Source organism: Haliscomenobacter sp., from assembly GCF_040403615.1.
In the GTDB taxonomy this organism is placed as follows: domain Bacteria; phylum Bacteroidota; class Bacteroidia; order Chitinophagales; family Saprospiraceae; genus Haliscomenobacter.
The window spans coordinates 1-16,752 of record NZ_JBBAKG010000001.1; the positions used below are offsets into that span (position 1 = coordinate 1).

Consider the following 16,752-nt stretch of genomic DNA (forward strand, 5'->3'; position numbering starts at 1 on the left):
CGGCTTTCTGTGCTGGTTTTGGCACAGCAACAGGTTCAGCAGCAAAAGATTTTTCCGCCGCAGCAACATCTTCGTCAAAGTCTGCAACAGGTGCAGGTGCTGTACGTGCCGCAGGTGCAGGAGCATCTTCAGCGGCAGCGCCACCAGCAGGTGCGTTGACACCAGCAGGGCGGAAGTACTGACCCCAACGCTCTGTGTCGTAAGGCTGTCCATCTACACTCGCTTCGAACATCTCCTTGATTACCTTGAGCTCAACTGCACTGGGCTTCTTGGGCAAGAATGTGCTGAGATCATACAAGCCATGAGTGGACACAGCAGCTTGTTCAGCTTCGGTCAAGGCCGATTCTTTACGAGCCCATTTTGATGTGTTGTAGTCTGCATATCCACCTTTGCTGGTCTTGGCAATGCGGAAATCCAAGCCACGCAACATGTCAGTTGGCAATTCTTCCAACTCAGGATCCATTAGGGCACCTTTGATCAAGGTAAACAACTGAGGTCCAATGATAAACTTGCGAATAGGATTGTCTGGTGTTTTATCGTCGCCAATGGGATTCTCACGTACAAAGCCCTGGAAAATGTAACTGCGCTTTTTCCAGTACTTGCGACCCATGTCTTCAAGACTCTTGTCCTTGAACCAGGTGCGTACTTCTGCCAAGATTGGGCAAGCATCGCCCCACATCTCAACGCATGGCACTTGCACCATGACTTGTTTGGAGTCCATCTCACCTTTGACGCCATTGAATGGCAGTCGAATCATTGCTCGCTCTGCCCAAAAGAATGTGTTTTTTGTGTTACCGTCTGGCAGGAAACGAAGTACAGCTTCTTTGCCTTCTTCCATGTTCCAGTGTGGGTAAATTGATTTATCGCCGCCGCCAGTGGATTGACCACCTTTGTTGCTGTCTGCGGCCTGTAGCCGTGCTCGGATTTCTGCTAATGATGCCATATTGTGTTGCCTTTCTTGTGCGTTAATATGATTTTAAAAATTTAAGATCTACTTAAATGCTGCCTACAAGTTATTATAACACAGCTTGTCTGTGTTTCCTACCACCAAAGGTAGCGAACTTTGCCTATCTAGTTGCTTACGGAAGAGCATGCCACTACACACCCTTCTTTGTTTTATTTAGTCAAGTCAACACAAAAGACAAATTATTTTTGTTTAATTTCTATGTAGTAGATTTGGGTGTAGTGATTGGGAGTGTAGTGTGCTGGACTATCAAAAACATCTGTTATTTTCAGACCAGCAGATTCTATGTATGCTGCAAAGTCTTTTTCTCGATTCAAGGAGCCGGCTTGATTCTCCTGAAGTAGAATAACACCGTTGAGTGCCAGATGCTGTCCAATGTTTTTGAAGAACTCCTGATGTGCCAGCCAATCCTGATCCACTGCTATACGTTGATAATGGTCATTCCCGGGACATGCCAGAAAGTGTGGAGGATTGGCTACAACCAGGTTGAACATTTCATGATCGGGTAATCCTCCAACTGTGCTGGTTGAGTAGGCGCTGACATTGGTCAACTGATGTATTTTTACAGTTTCCTGCACTCGAACAATCGCATCAGGATAGATGTCACTCACACACAAGCTGCTGCATAGCCCATGATCCAACAAACTGAATCCTATAAAAGCTGGTCCAGAACACCATTCATAACAGCGTTCAAATGTCTGGCCGGAATAACGCTGTTGAACAATATCTATGTATTCTTGTCCAAACCAGGTGCCACCACCGTCCATCCAACTGTCATGCTGCACCCGATATTGGCTGGGGCCTGTGGTAATAAAATCCATTACAGTCTCCTTGGTCTATTAGGCTCTCGCCATTCTAACAGCTGATCTGTTGCTTGTTGATTGCATACTGCCATCCAGTCCAGAGTAGATTGACTCAGCAGACTCGGTGCAACTTTTTGCAAATACTCCACGTGCTCTGCTGGAGTGGGATGAAAGTCTCGTTGCTTTGGATCAAAGTTGCATTTGATGCCGGGTCGTGATTTCCAGGCACCGTCAAACACTGTGTCTAGCACACTGGGCCCAATCAAGTCCAAAATGTTTTTGTAAAGTTCTTGAACGTCTTGATTTTCTTGTTTGACGTCGTCAGGGTTATAGCCTAGACCATTATGTTCATTGGTATGTGCAAAAGGAACCATGCTCAAGAATTTGTATTTGCAACCCCAGTGATCCAGTAGCTGCTTGGCTGCTGCAATATTGGCAAGGTCTCTGATCAGATATCCACGTTCGCATGCAAACTTCTTTACATATTCCGCAGGCAACGAGCTGCCGGCTGACCAATACACATTGCCACCTTCTAGCCAACGCTCACCAACATAACGATCTTCCCGGCTGGTATTGGTCCACATGATCCAAACTTCGTCGTCAGAATTCAACTGGTTGCGCTGGTTACATTCAATCAGGCTCCAGAGTATGTAGCTGTTGCCGGCGCCACACAGACCCCAATTTTCAAAGTGGTCAAATTCTCGACCCAGAGCATCTGCCCAGGTAGGCCAGCGCCAGTATTGCGTAAAACTACACCCAAGTGTAAAAAGTCTAGACATGATATTTTCCAAAATTTTCTAGTGATTTCCAGTGCTGCTCAGACACCGGCAGTTGTTGCTCAAACCAGATTCTTGCAGTATTCCAATCTTTGATCGACGAGTGTTCAAAACTGCTGGAACATGTGCGACCAATTGGCAATGGGGTATGATAGTATCTATGCCTAAACACTTCTATCAATTGAAATTCGCTCATGATCATGGTTTGAGATTCTGGATCAAATGCTACCAATCTATTTGTTTCAAACAGCTCAATATGCAAGTCAAATAACAATTTGCCATATAGAGATTCCACATGTGTTCTTAGTCCTTGCAACAGATCTCGTTGTAGTAGTCTAAAAGGAACTGAACTTAGACACCAATATTCATCTTTGTTTACTACCCAGGGCTGGTCGGTTCCAAGCATGAATTCAACATACAATCGATTGCCCACTGTGATTGGATCTGGAAGGTTGTTCACAGTTGCACTGATAGTGTCAAGTCTGATATCTTGTGTGAATACCACATCAGCATCCACCAACAACCAGCGATCACCAGTGACAAACTGATCTAGATAAAGTTTCACCAACTGCTGTCTAAACCAACCCCCGTTCCTCAATCGACTCTGCCCAACAAAGTCACTGAACTGATGAAAGGTGATGTCCATCTCAGGAAAACACTGCGTGATGTACAGCTCACAATCGGTCACATACGTGGGCCAGTGCTGGATATCAAAATCATCAATGATGATGTCAATAGGAAAACCTGCGGCATACTGTTGTATGCTATGCAGGCATCGGATTTGGGAAAAAAAGTATCCTGGAAAGGTTGTTAATACAATACGATCAATATTCACGTATTACTTACCATGCACTAGTTTCTTGAGTTGACTTAGTGTATCAGTTTTTCTGCGACAAGAGCAAAGCTAGAGATTTTATCCTTGCCAAATCAGATTCGTACATGCCTGTGTCCGGATCTTCTTTTACAACACCCGGTTGCTGTGCTCGAAATGCTGCAAATTTTGTTGGGTTAACACCGCGAGCCGCTGCAATTGCACCGGTCGGCAGCAAGGCATTGGGATCAGCTTTTGGATCAGCAGGAGTTGCTGTTGTGGTACGAATACCTGTAACATGATCTTGTTCAGCACCAAACTTGCCAACGCCTGAATCGTATCCCACTGTGGACTTGAGTGGGCGCCCTTGTGCATCTACTTTGTTTGTGGCCTGCAAGGGTCCTTGTTGATAGTCTGTAGTCTTGGTACCATCAGCATGCTGTGTTTGTTGCACACCTGCAAGCCGTGGACTCACTGTATCTTCTGCCACAGGAGGTGGTGCTGGTTGAGGTGCTGGAGCAGTGGCTGGTGCAACTGGAGCAGCAGCAGGAGGTGGTGCTGGTTGAGGGGCAGGTGCAGCGGCTGCTTCTAAATTTTGAGCTAATTCAGCAATCTCAGCAAATCCATCTCGATTGCGATCAATCCAGGCCATGACCAAGGGAACAGCATCTGCATCGGGATCTTCTTCAGCCAGTTCTTCCAGTTGATCAAACAAGTTGTCGTCGCCAATATAGTCACCCAACACATCTTTTGCATCAGACGCATCTGGGCCAACTGGATGCGGTTCACTCAGCCACAGTTTGAGCTGATCCATTTTCTCCGGAGTGTCCGGCAAGGCCCAGGTACCTTCTACCAGATTGGTTGCCCAGGATTCGAATATGTCTGCTTCTTTCATGACTTGTGCTTCCCGTTGTATCTTTGCCAGCATGGGCAAGGCTGATTCTATTCTAGGATCAATGCGTGTTTCTGTAAACAGGCCCTTGAGATCTTCCACAACCATGTCGGTTTCAGAAATCTCAGCTGGCTTCCAGGATTCAAAATACTGTGCATACCCGCGATGGTGTGCAATGTTCTTGAGATTGCGATTGAGATTGTGATAGTATTCGTTGGTTTCTGTGATCAAGTCAGCAGCAGCACCTTCAAACACACGGCCCTGGTGTGCTCTGCGAAACTGACCCAGTGTGGTGATTTGACTCACTGTTTCACTAATGTGCTGTCCACGAAAATCATAAGGGTTGCCACCTTGACGCACATGTTCCAGCATGGCTCGTCCACCCGACAACTTGCGGAATGGCAGTCTAAAGCGTTCGCCCAAGGCTGTTTCAATAAACAAACTTTCCACATAGCGGAAACGAGCATCATTCTCGTCCAGCACCTTTGAATGTTTGATCATAAGTCTGGCTTCAGTTGCCAGTCCTGAATAGCTGACTTTACGTGTGCCGTAAAAACTTTCTGTCAGGGCTGCTTGTCCTGCAATAGCATACTTGAGCCGGCTCATGTTTTCCAAACTAAATCCACCACGCACCTTGCTGGTGCGGATGGCAAAATTTTTCAATTGTTCCAGAAAGCCTGAATTATCAGTGTCTGGGTCACCATACCAGGCCAGTTTGTCTTCTGGGTCCATGGTGCGGCCAAGATTATCGCCAAAATACACTGTCATACCGCCTGATTGATCCAGTAGGATCACCATGGTTCCGTAGTTTTTGCCAGTGGGCCCAATCCAGTCAAAACTAAACATGTCTGCTTCATTTGTGTCAGGTACGCCACGATCATTTACTGCTGGTTTACCAGTCCGGGTGCTGAGTGCGTTGACGTCAAAATCACGTGTGATTAACAGATCGTTGAGTTCGCTTGAGATTGAATTTTGTGCCATAAAGTATTTACCTCAACGCACCATAGAAATGAACGGGAAGGGTTCTATAATATTGGACTCGTGATCCCGCATGTGCGAGTCCAGTTCAATATAAAAGCTCTGCAACACTGTGAGCATGCGCACAGCCAGGATTGTGGCCATGATCAAATCGTCTGTTTCTCCAGGTTTGGCAGCATAACTTGTGCCATGTGCCACAAAGTTTTTGAATTCAGAAATCAAACTTTTGCTGTTCACTTTCATTCTACCAGATTCCACAAGATTTTTTAGTTTAGCACAAGCACTTAGTTTGGATTTGTTTGTGGTGTTGAATCCTTTGCGGGTTCTACGTCCGTTCACAGCAGGACCTGACACATCACTCAGGAAGTAGCCCGGTATGTTTTCTTCGCCCCATTCTGCAATTGAAATAAGTGCTGCTTCTCCAATGGTGTTGTTTTCCACTGAATAGTAGATACTTTTCTCATCGTTCACAGTTTCATTTATGTGCCGGATCACATCTACTAGAATACGAATTTGCTCAGGAATTGGAGTTCGGTTGTGTCGCCATTCGCCCACTTGTCGTGTGGTGTTGGCTTCAAAGATTTGAATAGCAGCAGGGTCGCCACCTGTGCCTAGGCTAGGATCCAGGGCCACAACATACACTTGATCTTTTCTAATTGGCTCGTACCAGCGCACTTGGCCAGTTTTGTACATGGGTTCAAGTCCGTCAAGATCTAGAAGTTTGGCAGGAGCAATCAGAGTCTCGTCATTGATGATAAATTCGCAATTTGCGCACAATATATCGTTGGCAAAAAATCTTTGATTTTTTCCAGCGTTTATTATATCATATACATCTTCATCTTTGTTTAATTTAATTGAGACTACTTTTTGTTTATTTAAATTTGTTACTATGTATTGTCCAGGCTTAAGAGTTCTAGCTTCTACTTTTTTTGTAGCTGTTACAAATACTCCATGATCGGGCGTTAAAATAATATGCGACTGTTCAAGTTGAAGAGTTAGCGTTTGTTTTTTTCCGCGAGACACTAATCCGTCAAACGGCTCCCAGCCCAAATCTGTTAAGATTTGATAACCTTTATTGTTTTTTACTAATTCTTCCACGAATAAATCCTTGTTCGACTAGGTTGTCTTTAAATTGTCTATTTACTGTCCCATTGTTATACCACTTCATACCTTGTTTATTTGTTTGTAGTCTTGGTAATCTTCCGAGTATGTATCCTGGCGGACATGTGTATGCATATGTTTCTACTAGCCCATTATTGACCCATTGTTTGCCGTCGGCTGCGCCTAATCTTCCTTTGGTTGACTCACTTATTTTTTTACCACGTTGAGGATTTTTTAAATAGTCATAATATCCAGGTTGGCTTCGCTGAATCAATCTTGACACTCTTTCTGATTCAGACCAGGCTGTTCCTTTTTTTCGGCCGCCGACTCCCGGGCGCATGATTCCTCTGTTGGGTGCTGCTTTACCGTGCATGGGATTTTTATTACCGAGTTTAGACTCAGAAATTAATTTTCTTGTTTCGTCTGTTACTGGATGGGATTTTCCTGTATTATTTTTTGATATTAGTGTTGCTACTTCTTCTTTCAACCTAGCGTAAACGTTGCTAGTTATTCTATATGTGGTATTTTTGCGCCCCCACTTGTTAGACATACTCCAAAATGCAAAAATCATTTTAGATCGATCACGGTTGACTGTGAATTTTGTTAATAAATGGTGACAAACAAAATGTTCTTTGAATGTTAACAATACCAGATTATCTTTGTTGTTCAATCCTCCCAATGAGTCAGGAATAATATGATGTTTTTCATAAGTGTTAATCTTTTTAACTCTTTGTTGTGATATCGCATTCTGTATAATGTTCACATACCATTGGTAGTATTTGTTTTCTATCATGCCTTTATTTATCGTTTCGTCAAAGATTACGAACTCAATAAAGATTTTAAATTGTCCAGAGATATAGTTACAATATTGCCACTAGGGTCTTTTACTTTAACAACAGAATTGCCGTGCAAGCACCCAATCTCACGGCGGAATCGATCATCGCCCAGTTGTGCTCGCATGTTTTCGCCCCAGGACTCGTTGCGATCAGGATGCTCTTGCCAGTAACTGCGATAGGCCTTGAATCCGTTTATGCCTAGTGGAGTAGGGTTACCATATTCATCTTCGGTCTTGTTGGCACCTTTCCAGATAAAAGCAAACTGATCCTCGTCTGAGTTGGGTGTGCTTGTGATAATTGCTTTACCACCTGTGGCCAAGGTAGGTGAGATACTAGTCCAGAACTCTCGTGCAATAGTGGGTCGCACATACGCAAACTCATCAGCATAGAGCAAGGTAATACTCATACCACGTCCGGTTGTTTCTGTTGTGGTTGCACTCACAATACGACTACCGTTTTCAAAGTCTATTGAGCCTTTGTTGTAGCTTGTGACACCTGCTCGTATATGATCCGGGCACAGTTCATATGCAAAGCGTATGCGTTGCATGATCTCCTGAGCACCTGTGTATTTGTGTGCCGCTACCAGGATAGTGGAGTCCGGCACAAACATGCTGTACCACAACAGGTAGCCGGCTGCTGATGTTGATTTTCCAGTTTGCCGTGGCATCATGGAGATTGAGTAGCGATTGTTATGATAGGTATCAATCAGTTTGACTTGATAAGAATACGGATGATACAACATTTTGCCCTGTGTAGGGTGTTGTATATGGAAAAAGTGATCCATAAAGTAGTGCGGCCCTGTGACAGGATCAGCACACTTCAAAAACTCATCCAATTGTGGATCTGTGAATGTTTGATGACGATGAGGAGACTTGACCAGTACGGTCTCAAGTGGTTTTGCCATGATCAAGTAGTTATCTTGAATCTAACCACAATTGATTATATTAATTGCACCAGGATGTTTTGGCTTCGCCGTAGTACTCGCGAGCAAATCCATTTTGTATCAGCATGACTCGCAAACTTTGCCCATTGAGTAAGACATCACCTAGCACACGTCCACCATACTTGTCCCAGTCCATCAACACAACCTGTCGCTTTTGTGCAGATTCCACAGCATGTTTTGTGAATGCACTCGCAGCTTCTCCACGCTGTGCTTCACTGGCACAGGCTGCACGAAATCCTTTTTCAGGAGTGTCCACACCGTACACTCTGATACTGAGTTCTTTCTTGAGTGGCGCAGGCAAAAAATCTGCTTGAAAAGCCACTGTGTCGCCGTCTATGACTCTGGTGATCACAGCATCATAGGTCACTCCAGGCTTTTGTTTGGGTTGTGCAACAGCAAGCACAGGCACGATCAGCAAGAGTAGGAGTAGTTGTTTCATGTTAATATTTCAAGTGTAGTACACAATCTCACCAGTTGTGGGATTGTATGCCATTTGGTAGAAGCCTGCAGGTAATCCACTGACTCCACCGTTGCCAATGCCTGCAGCAATTTGTGTTAATGCACCTGAACTATTGCCAATAAACACTTGATCAGTGCTTTGATCAACTACCAGTTCGCCAGGCCTGGCATTGCCGTTGTAGTTTTCTATGGTTACTTGTGCGTTGTCTTTCATCACTGCACGGCTAATGCCAGTGATATCGTCGTACGGTGGGGGTGGACTGGCCATGATCTAGATATTTTTCAGCGTGGGTAACCTGCAAAACCCTTGACCGGGCTGGTATGATTCACCGACGCAGGCTCTATGCTGTTTGGCGTACTTATTTGTACTTTTTTACTAGGCAAGCCGGCCATTTTTAACGCTTGATCAATTACGAGTTCAACAGAATCATTGAACCCAGCCACAACTGCATGTTCGCCAAATGCTGCTGTTGCTGACCAAGCGGGTAGTTGGTCGGTGATGCCATCAGTTCCGGCATCGCTTCTGGCACGAGCCATGGCCACACCAAATCTATATATTTCATAAGGGTCTGAGGAGTTTACGCCGGGCAACACAAACACATGATTCATGGGATCTGCCTGCTCTGGCGGCAAGTTTTTTTCTTCGGTCACGAACTCTCGTGCTCTCATCTGGGGTATCCTCGAAATCCCACCACAGGACTGGCAACGTTGACCTCTGGATGCTCGCCACTATTCAGGTCACCTTTGTTGGTGTCAGTCCAAGCAGCACCAGCTGCCTTGTAGGCCTGCTTGAGCATGTTCTGTTCTACCTCAGTATAAGGATGTGCTGTTTTTTCTTTGCCAGCCCAGCTCTTGTAATCCATCTTGATCGGTTTACCAGAACCGTCTGCCATGGCCACTGCCATCATCACACGATTGAGAGTATAGTCGCTGTTGGCCCGTTCACTGTCGTGAAACGTGTTGAGTCCCACTGTGGCAGCTTGATTGCGAGTGCTGATTTTTCCTGCATGAGTCTCAGTCACAAACTCTCGTGCTCTCATTGAGTATTACCCAACAATACCGTTGACACCTGCTGTGGCTGATGAGGCTGTGCCCAGGGCCGTGGCAGTGAATGCAGTGCCTGTGATGATGTTGAGATAATTTCCCACACCCACATAGTACTGCTGAACTGAGTTGCCAGGAACTTGTATGGCGTTGGCATACAGGTTGCCAGTTGGCGTGCTCATGGTGGCGTTGGCGGGTCTACCATTGGCCTGTGTATAGGTCAATTGTGTTACATTGACTTGAAATGTAACGTTGGAAAGTGTTGTGGCAATTTCCACTTTGTCTGTGGTCCAGGCAACATTTGATACTGCGTTTACGACTTGGATGGCCATTATTTGTTATCCTTGTTTAGATCTGCAACATCAACCGGCCGGAACAAATTTGTGGTTTGCGATAGCACACCAGGAATAAACGCTGGTTGATTGCGTACCTCTGCAGGGGTAGGAGCCAGCGGATGCCGTTCAGACAGCCTGTTCATGGTCTCTGCATAGGTTTGGAATTGTGGTGTCATATCAATACTTGAAGTTGTGCAGTTCTCTCATGAGACTGTGTGCCATCTGGTCTTCTTTGACCGGTTTCACTGGCTCATCCACTGCTTGTGGTGTTGCTGATTTTGTCACAGGCTTGACCACTGGCTTTTTGTCAGCGGCTGCGGCAGCTGATGCTGGGCTCACAGGCTCATCCACATGCTGTGGTGTTGCCAACTTGACTGGTGGTGCTGCTTCGGCCACTGGCAGTCCTGCCATTTCCATCATGCGGCGCAGAGCAGCAGCATCTTCATATGCATGTTGACGATCTTGTTGGCTGGCAATTACAGGAACTGTGGACTGACCAGTTGACTTGGGACCGTCTATGCCACCTGAGTACATCATGGCATCATCAGTGCCTTCGGCCTCTGTAGGATAGTCTGGGTGATTCTCGGTAGCGTCTGTGTCACCGTAGGCTTCGTCCATGGTGTCTGAATTATCACAGCCGCAATCACTTGATCCGCATGTGGGGCAAGTGTCAGAGTGATCACTGTCATGACCACCGTGCAACTCATTGCTGAGTTCTGCTGCTAGGTCATCAGTGCCGTCATCAAAGTCCATGATTTTGATTTGATCTGGTTGCACCACACCGTTGTTCATGTGTGGCATGTGGTCATTGCCACCGCCCATGCCTGCCATTCTCAGCATGCTGGCCAGTGCTGTTGCATCTTCGTCTGTGGCTGTGACTGTGAGACTACGACTTGGACCACCGTGGTCGTCATTGTTCATGCTCATGTTGATGTTCATGCTTTCAGAGATCATATCTTCCAGTTTGCGATTCAAACTGTCGTAGATGCCTTTGCCGTAGCTCATGCCGCCGCTGGATTTAGGAGCAGCTGAATCACTGGTGGCCACTGAACCAGAACTGGTTGTTTCATCTACTTCTTTGGTTTTCTTGGCTGCTTTTTCAGGCAGGCCCTTGTGCTTGGTGCTGGCAAAATCTTCTGCGTCCGACTTCTTCATTGTCTTGGCTACATTGGCAACTTCTTTTGATGCAGGTTTCTCGCCTTTCTTAGCAGCACTAACCATACCCATAAAACGTTGTTGCTTTTTGCTCACTGCTTTTTCAGCAATGGGTTCTTGCTCATCGTCCATGTCCATGTCGTCGTCTTGTTGATTCTGCATGTAGTCATCCACAGCAGTCATCATGGTTTCAATCTTGGCCAACTTGGACTGTACCCATTCTGGTAGGTTGTCATCGTCGCCCAGTATTTTTTCTAAGGCCTGTGCATGACGTACCACAGTCTTGATCTGATCCTTGGCCATGTCGCCTTCTTGATCGTACTCGCCTTGGTCTTTTGGATCCAGATCGTCTTCACCTACCATCTTGTTTCTGGTAATTTTGCCAGTGAATGGTTTTAGTTTGACCTTGTCTCCAAATGCACTGAAGTCTGGCTTCATGACTTCGCCTGTGTCTGCTGACGCATTGTTCTTGGGACGACCGCGACCACGTGAGCCTTGTCCAGCTGCCGCAGCGGCTTGTTTTTTTGTGCGAATTGCCTTGGCGTCTTCTTTGTCGCCATCATATTCGGTGCCGTATGTGCCTTTGTGAACAAAGCTGGTGGGCTTTTGTTTTTCGGGTTGTTTGAAATTTTTGTAGTCAAACGCATTACCGGTGCTGGCTTCTTCCATGTCACTATTGCGACCTTGTTTGGCACCTTTGCGTAGCATAGCAAAGTCCGTGGCATCTAGTTTGCCATTGTGATTTCTATCTAATTTCTTTTGCTTTGGGCTCAATGCACTACGCATGGCTTCGGCAGCCACATCGCCTAGCATTTCGTCAACTTCTTTTTTGGCACCAACAATCTTGTCAGCAAAAGTGATCTTGTCAAAGGGTTTTGCTAATTTGGCAAACTTCTGTTGCTTGGGTGTCATTGGAATGCTACCTTGGTCTTCGGGCAGATTGGGTTCTGTGTGTGTACCTTTTGCGGCCTTGATACTGCTTTTTAAACTGGAGATTTGATCTCTTGATGGAAGGCCTTTTCGTTTGCCATGTGTGTTGATGCTGTTCTTAGCAGAATATCTAAATCCCTTGGTCAATGGATCTGTGCGTTCATATTCGTCGCCAACTCCGCCCATTCGGCGTTTGGCACCTTGATAATCATCTGGCTTGACTCTGTTGTAGTACACGTCTTCTGAATCATCTCGGTCTGCCTCTGGAGGCTCTTGCGTATATAACTTGTCTTTGTATTTGGCATCACGGTATTTTGCTGCTTCGTCCACATCTCTAACACCACGAGCAGCAGATTTCATTGGCTCTGTTGTATTGCCATCTTTGTCAATGTCCAGGAAGTCTGGTTTGAAATCACCTTCGTCTATGCTTTCATCATACTGGTCAAACTTCTTACGAGCCGCTGCCTTTGTCTTTTCGCTGGCACCTTCTCGGCCTAGTTGTTGTAATTTTTCCATGCCCGGTTTGGTATATTTTTTTATGCCAAAGGCAGCTTGTAATGCTGACTCGTCCATGCCTGCACTTTCACGTTCCATACGTGCATTAAAGTCATTGCTCATGCGTTCTTTTTTGTCTTTGAGATGTTGTAGTGCTGCTTGAGCCTTGGCATCGCCAGCAGCAGCTTTCTTTCTAAGATTGGCTGCATGACTTGCGTCCAGACCTCTGCGATTTTCAGCACCAATACTGTTGGGATTGTATGCTTCTTCAACGTCTTTTTCTCCAAGAAAACCCATGCCTTCTTTGGTAGCACGTTCGTTGAGAATCTTAGTCAGTGAACTGACCTGCTCATTGAGTTGTTGGGTTTTAACTTCTGGTGTGGCACGGATGCTGTCAAGTTTTTTGTTTAGGTCGTAGAAAAATGTCATGGTTTATCCTCTTGTGTTGTAGCCAGTGGCCGGCTTGGGCTGACGTTTGATATTGGTCATTGGGCTGGTGTTGCCCTGTGGCAAATCATTTGTGGTTTTTGCAGGAGGAGTTCGACCACCAGCAATAGTAAAGTCACTGCGATATGCATTTTTTAATACAGCATGATCGTATGGGCCTGTTGAATAGTCCTTTGACAAGGCACGTTGAGCCGCATCAGGTGCAGGATAAGCAGTGTCCCGTATCAGGTCTTTGTTTTGTGCTTCGATGTCTGTGATCTCTTTGTCAATGCTGTCCACGTATGGTTGTGTAAGCAGGCGGATTCTGTTGGGGTTGAACCCCAACAACTGTGCCAGCTGTTGCACCTGCGGCTCAATAGCAGGGTATCTAAAGCTCACATCAACTGATGTTACCATTTCGTTTTCTGCACCAGGAAAGTCCTTGAGCAGGTGCTGCACTGGTGTGGTTTTTTTCTCTGACATTTTTGCAATGTCAAACTGCTTGAGCTTTTCTTTGAGATCTACGATAAAGCCTGGCGGCACATCACCCAGAATTTTGATCCGGTAATTGTACGTGCGTTCGCTTTCGGAAAGATATTGATGAAATTTTTTCATATTAGGGTCCTATGTGATATTTAGCCTTTTTTGGCATTTGTCTTTCTGTCGCCCAGCAATCTATCCAGCAATTCGTTGCGAGTTATCACGTGGCCGTGGCCCGACTGTGCCGGTGCAGTGTCTGAGTCTGCGATTTTTATATCCAGGTTGGCTTTTTTCAACTGTAGATCAATCATCTTGAGTTTTTTGTTGAGCTTGGCTGTTTTGGCTGTGAGTGCATGGCCCAGCATGGTGCCTGCAACACCAAAAATCTCAGCAGCAAATCTTGAATCCACCTGCATGCCCAGACTCATCAGTTCATCAAAGGTGTCTGTGGCTTTTTTTGCCAGTTCATCCATTTCAGTGTCTGATGAACTAAGATCTCGAATACCAGGTAGAGCAGCATCAATCTTGTCTATTGTGGTGTCAATTTCGGCCATGGCTGCTTGAGTCTGTTCTGTGGTGTACACCACTGTGTCGTCTGAGTCTGCAGCGGTTGGCAAATCAAACAAGGCCTCAAGTTTTTTATTGGTCGGAAGGGACATGACGTATTTAGCGGCAGTTGCGGCCGCTGATTCCAATCTGCATCAGTTGCTTACTTCTTGCCACCTTGGTGGAAAATATCAGATTCGGTAATAACTCTGAATGTAAGGCCGTTGCGCTTGGCCCATTTGGTGGCCTGATCCCATTTGGCGTAGTTGATTGCCACAATAGCACGTTCCTTTGAACTCATTTTTTCTTCAATGATACTTTGTTTTCTGGGTTTGATCTCTACCAGTTCTGCTCGGGTGGTGTTGTTTTTGGTGCGGTATGTGATCAAGAAATCTGGAATGTAATTGTGCATTTTACCATCTAGCGGATGACGATACGGTATTACCACGCATTCTGATCCCCACTGCATGATGTTGTCGTTGTTGTCCAGGAATGTCATGAACACCTGTTCCCAACTGCTGCGATAGGTAGGGCTCTTGTTGCCCACATACTTGGCAGGATTCTTGGGTTGAAATACACCTTTTGCAAAGTTAGCCATGGCTGAATCTAGTGATCACGGCAGCACGTTTCTTGCTGTGTAGAAGTTGGGGGTCACTGATGCGCCAAAGCCCAACAGGGTTGAGCCGCTTCTCATGTTGTTGAGATAGTAGGCCAGAGTCTGTGTGAGTTGTATCTGACCTTGGCCTTCAAGATTTGCTAGGATACTCAGCACGTTGGTTCTAGTTTCGGCAGCAATTCTAAACAACGACACTGTGAAATTGCCCGCAGCCTGGTCGGTAGTAAACACTGATCTTAAAAAACTGTACACAACATCGTATTCTTCCACAGCAACAAACTGTTCGTAACTGTAGAACTGATCAAAGATTCTTACTGTGAGATCTACGTTGGTATTGATTGCATTGACTGTGTCGCCCATGATCAAGATTGTCCTGGTGATCTTGGAAACACAAATCCGCCGTTGCCGCCGGGCTGTTGCCGGACCGCTGCAGGAATACTGTTTCTCAATATATCTTTGAGAGCAAGATTGGCTTCTTCATTCACAATAGATCGTAGATCAGCACCTTTGAATGTGTTGTAGGCGGTGCCTGCTGTTTGTATAGCACCAATCACACCTGCCACACCACCACTCTGCAGATCTTGCACAATGCCAATGCCAGCATCCAACAGGCCGCCTTGGCCCAGCACTGTACTGGTGCTGCCTGGTCTAGATATGCTTGATCGTATGGTGTCATAGTAGGCCGGATCAGCAAACCCTCTCACATTGGTATCAGGACGAACTTTACCAATGGCACCCGAATAATATTTCACAGTTTCGTACTGTATGCTCATGGTATTTTGCATGACTCCTGCGCCTTCGCTGTAGTTGTAGATGTCATGATTCCAGCTTTGAATTAAAGGATTGATCAGCACATAGCTGACCCATTTGTGTTGATCCATGCCATAGATGGTGATATCTTTGAAAAAGGGAGGCTTGCCAGAACTTTGGTCTCCGCCTGAGCCAACTCCGCCGCTGCCTGAATTGCTTTGATTGTAGCCTTCACCGATAAAACCCCAGTCGTTGACTGGTCGGTCATTGGCATAGATATCTCGATTGTTGTAGCTGAATCCTGGCAGGCTTTGAATTGCACCAATGCTGCCATTTTGATTGCTGGTTCCGCCATACTGTTGATTGGGATCTTTGTAGTAGTAGGCATAGTAGTTGTACCACATGCTTCGAGTCAGGTCGCCGCCATCATCGTGGAAGGTCACTTGCACAGGATCGTAATTGATTTTTTTCTGAATTAATCGTTTGCGATTGTACTGATTCAGTACCTCTGTGTCCATTTTGAATTTTGGCAGTTCTATGGTCTTGACCATGAGACCAATTGTGCTTTTTTCAGTCTCTGAGAACACTGCCTGCAACGGACGAACTTCGGACGTGTTGATATTGAAGTAGCAGTGGAACAAAAACTTGTTCCGTGGTGCATACTCATATCCATTGGTACGAAAGGTCTTGGAAGCATGGGCATAGTCTTTGAGACCTTGCCCACCAAAAAAGCCTTTGAGGAAATCCTGGCCAAAAGCCATAGTTGATTATCCTGTTACTACGTCGTTGACAGTTCTAGCAATTGTCGATCCAACCCCTGTGCCGTTGGGTGTTTGATTGGCGTTGTCGTACATGATATTCATGGCAATAGTTGCTGGTGCACTTTCAGAGTAGGCCATGTTGCCATAGTCCACGCTTTTCAGATAGCAGCCATACAATTCCCATGTTTCCAACACAATTGGTGCGGCAGCGCCATTGCCGCCATCGAGCACTTCAAAGCGTGTGGTAAACTTGTAGTCAATACCAGAAGCAGCCGAGGCCATTTCCAAAAAGTCCATTTGCTTCTGTAGCTGTTCGCCGACTAATCTGCTGACAGCACCTGACGCATCATCACGTAGATTGCATGTGATCTCAGCCCATTTGCCCTTGCCTGCTAGATGCAGTGTGCTGTTGTAGATTGGTATCTCAATGTTATCGAACGTCATGGTAGGTCTTTTGAAGTCTATTACCTGCTTGGTCAATTCTGTTCGTGGTGTACTCACACCAAAGTTTTCAAATATTACTCGAAAGCGATATTTGAGTTTGGGCATGAGCAGGCCTTGGTTGCTCGCGCTTTGATCGCTTGCCAAGGGCACTGTCATTCGTGTTAATGATGCAACGGCCATATTTGTAATCTCCTATGCAGTTATTTA

The 16,752-nt window shown here is 45.8% G+C and carries 20 protein-coding genes; all 20 read right to left on the reverse strand.

Annotation, left to right across the window (positions count from 1 at the left end; translation table 11 throughout):
- The coding region (locus ABW391_RS00005) for a hypothetical protein (protein ID WP_353479774.1) at window positions 1–943 on the reverse strand (943 nt) is incomplete at its 3' end.
- A gap of 203 nt (window positions 944–1,146) precedes the next feature.
- Window positions 1,147–1,785 (reverse strand): hypothetical protein, encoded by a 639-nt coding sequence (locus ABW391_RS00010; RefSeq protein WP_353479775.1) that lies wholly within the window; start codon window positions 1,783–1,785, stop codon window positions 1,147–1,149.
- Window positions 1,785–2,546 (reverse strand): hypothetical protein, encoded by a 762-nt coding sequence (locus ABW391_RS00015; RefSeq protein ID WP_353479776.1) that lies wholly within the window; start codon window positions 2,544–2,546, stop codon window positions 1,785–1,787. Before ABW391_RS00015 ends, ABW391_RS00010 begins: the two co-directional genes overlap by 1 nt.
- Entirely contained in the window at window positions 2,539–3,378 is an 840-nt protein-coding gene (locus ABW391_RS00020; RefSeq protein ID WP_353479777.1) for a DUF6492 family protein, read from the reverse strand. The genes ABW391_RS00015 and ABW391_RS00020 overlap by 8 nt, the downstream gene beginning before the upstream one ends.
- A gap of 43 nt (window positions 3,379–3,421) precedes the next feature.
- Entirely contained in the window at window positions 3,422–5,227 is a 1,806-nt protein-coding gene (locus tag ABW391_RS00025) for a hypothetical protein (RefSeq protein WP_353479778.1), read from the reverse strand.
- 12 nt (window positions 5,228–5,239) lie between these two features.
- A complete protein-coding gene (locus ABW391_RS00030) occupies window positions 5,240–6,322 on the reverse strand; it encodes a phage terminase large subunit family protein (RefSeq protein WP_353479779.1) in 1,083 nt (360 codons plus the stop codon).
- A complete protein-coding gene (locus ABW391_RS00035; RefSeq protein ID WP_353479780.1) occupies window positions 6,297–7,118 on the reverse strand; it encodes an HNH endonuclease signature motif containing protein in 822 nt (273 codons plus the stop codon). The genes ABW391_RS00030 and ABW391_RS00035 overlap by 26 nt, the downstream gene beginning before the upstream one ends.
- A 26-nt stretch (window positions 7,119–7,144) precedes the next feature.
- On the reverse strand, window positions 7,145–8,065 hold the full coding sequence (locus ABW391_RS00040; RefSeq protein WP_353479781.1) for a terminase large subunit domain-containing protein: 921 nt from the start codon (window positions 8,063–8,065) through the stop codon (window positions 7,145–7,147).
- A gap of 40 nt (window positions 8,066–8,105) precedes the next feature.
- The gene (locus ABW391_RS00045) at window positions 8,106–8,543 is read right to left on the reverse strand and encodes a thermonuclease family protein (protein ID WP_353479782.1); all 438 of its coding nucleotides are present in this window, start codon (window positions 8,541–8,543) and stop codon (window positions 8,106–8,108) included.
- A gap of 9 nt (window positions 8,544–8,552) precedes the next feature.
- Window positions 8,553–8,831, reverse strand: a complete 279-nt coding sequence (locus ABW391_RS00050) for a hypothetical protein (RefSeq protein ID WP_353479783.1) — start codon at window positions 8,829–8,831, stop codon at window positions 8,553–8,555.
- 14 nt (window positions 8,832–8,845) lie between these two features.
- Window positions 8,846–9,232, reverse strand: a complete 387-nt coding sequence (locus ABW391_RS00055; RefSeq protein WP_353479784.1) for a hypothetical protein — start codon at window positions 9,230–9,232, stop codon at window positions 8,846–8,848.
- Window positions 9,229–9,603, reverse strand: coding sequence for a hypothetical protein (locus ABW391_RS00060; protein ID WP_353479785.1), 375 nt, complete (start codon window positions 9,601–9,603; stop codon window positions 9,229–9,231). The genes ABW391_RS00055 and ABW391_RS00060 overlap by 4 nt, the downstream gene beginning before the upstream one ends.
- Before the next feature lie 6 nt (window positions 9,604–9,609).
- Complete coding sequence (locus ABW391_RS00065; protein WP_353479786.1) at window positions 9,610–9,939, reverse strand: hypothetical protein; 330 nt, start codon at window positions 9,937–9,939, stop codon at window positions 9,610–9,612.
- Between the two features lie 180 nt (window positions 9,940–10,119).
- Window positions 10,120–12,951 (reverse strand): DUF3008 family protein, encoded by a 2,832-nt coding sequence (locus ABW391_RS00070; RefSeq protein WP_353479787.1) that lies wholly within the window; start codon window positions 12,949–12,951, stop codon window positions 10,120–10,122.
- A 3-nt stretch (window positions 12,952–12,954) separates the two neighbouring features.
- The gene (locus ABW391_RS00075) at window positions 12,955–13,563 is read right to left on the reverse strand and encodes a hypothetical protein (protein ID WP_353479788.1); all 609 of its coding nucleotides are present in this window, start codon (window positions 13,561–13,563) and stop codon (window positions 12,955–12,957) included.
- 20 nt (window positions 13,564–13,583) lie between these two features.
- On the reverse strand, window positions 13,584–14,087 hold the full coding sequence (locus ABW391_RS00080) for a hypothetical protein (protein ID WP_353479789.1): 504 nt from the start codon (window positions 14,085–14,087) through the stop codon (window positions 13,584–13,586).
- Window positions 14,088–14,137: 50 nt separating this feature from the next.
- On the reverse strand, window positions 14,138–14,572 hold the full coding sequence (locus tag ABW391_RS00085) for a TnsA endonuclease N-terminal domain-containing protein (protein ID WP_353479790.1): 435 nt from the start codon (window positions 14,570–14,572) through the stop codon (window positions 14,138–14,140).
- A gap of 15 nt (window positions 14,573–14,587) precedes the next feature.
- Window positions 14,588–14,950 carry a hypothetical protein gene (locus ABW391_RS00090; protein ID WP_353479791.1) on the reverse strand — a complete coding sequence of 121 codons (363 nt, stop codon included), beginning with the start codon at window positions 14,948–14,950 and terminating at the stop codon, window positions 14,588–14,590.
- A 2-nt stretch (window positions 14,951–14,952) separates the two neighbouring features.
- Window positions 14,953–16,101: a hypothetical protein gene (locus tag ABW391_RS00095; protein WP_353479792.1), complete on the reverse strand. Its 1,149-nt coding sequence runs from the start codon at window positions 16,099–16,101 to the stop codon at window positions 14,953–14,955.
- 6 nt (window positions 16,102–16,107) lie between these two features.
- A complete protein-coding gene (locus ABW391_RS00100; protein WP_353479793.1) occupies window positions 16,108–16,545 on the reverse strand; it encodes a hypothetical protein in 438 nt (145 codons plus the stop codon).
- Between the last annotated feature and the right edge of the window lie 207 nt (window positions 16,546–16,752).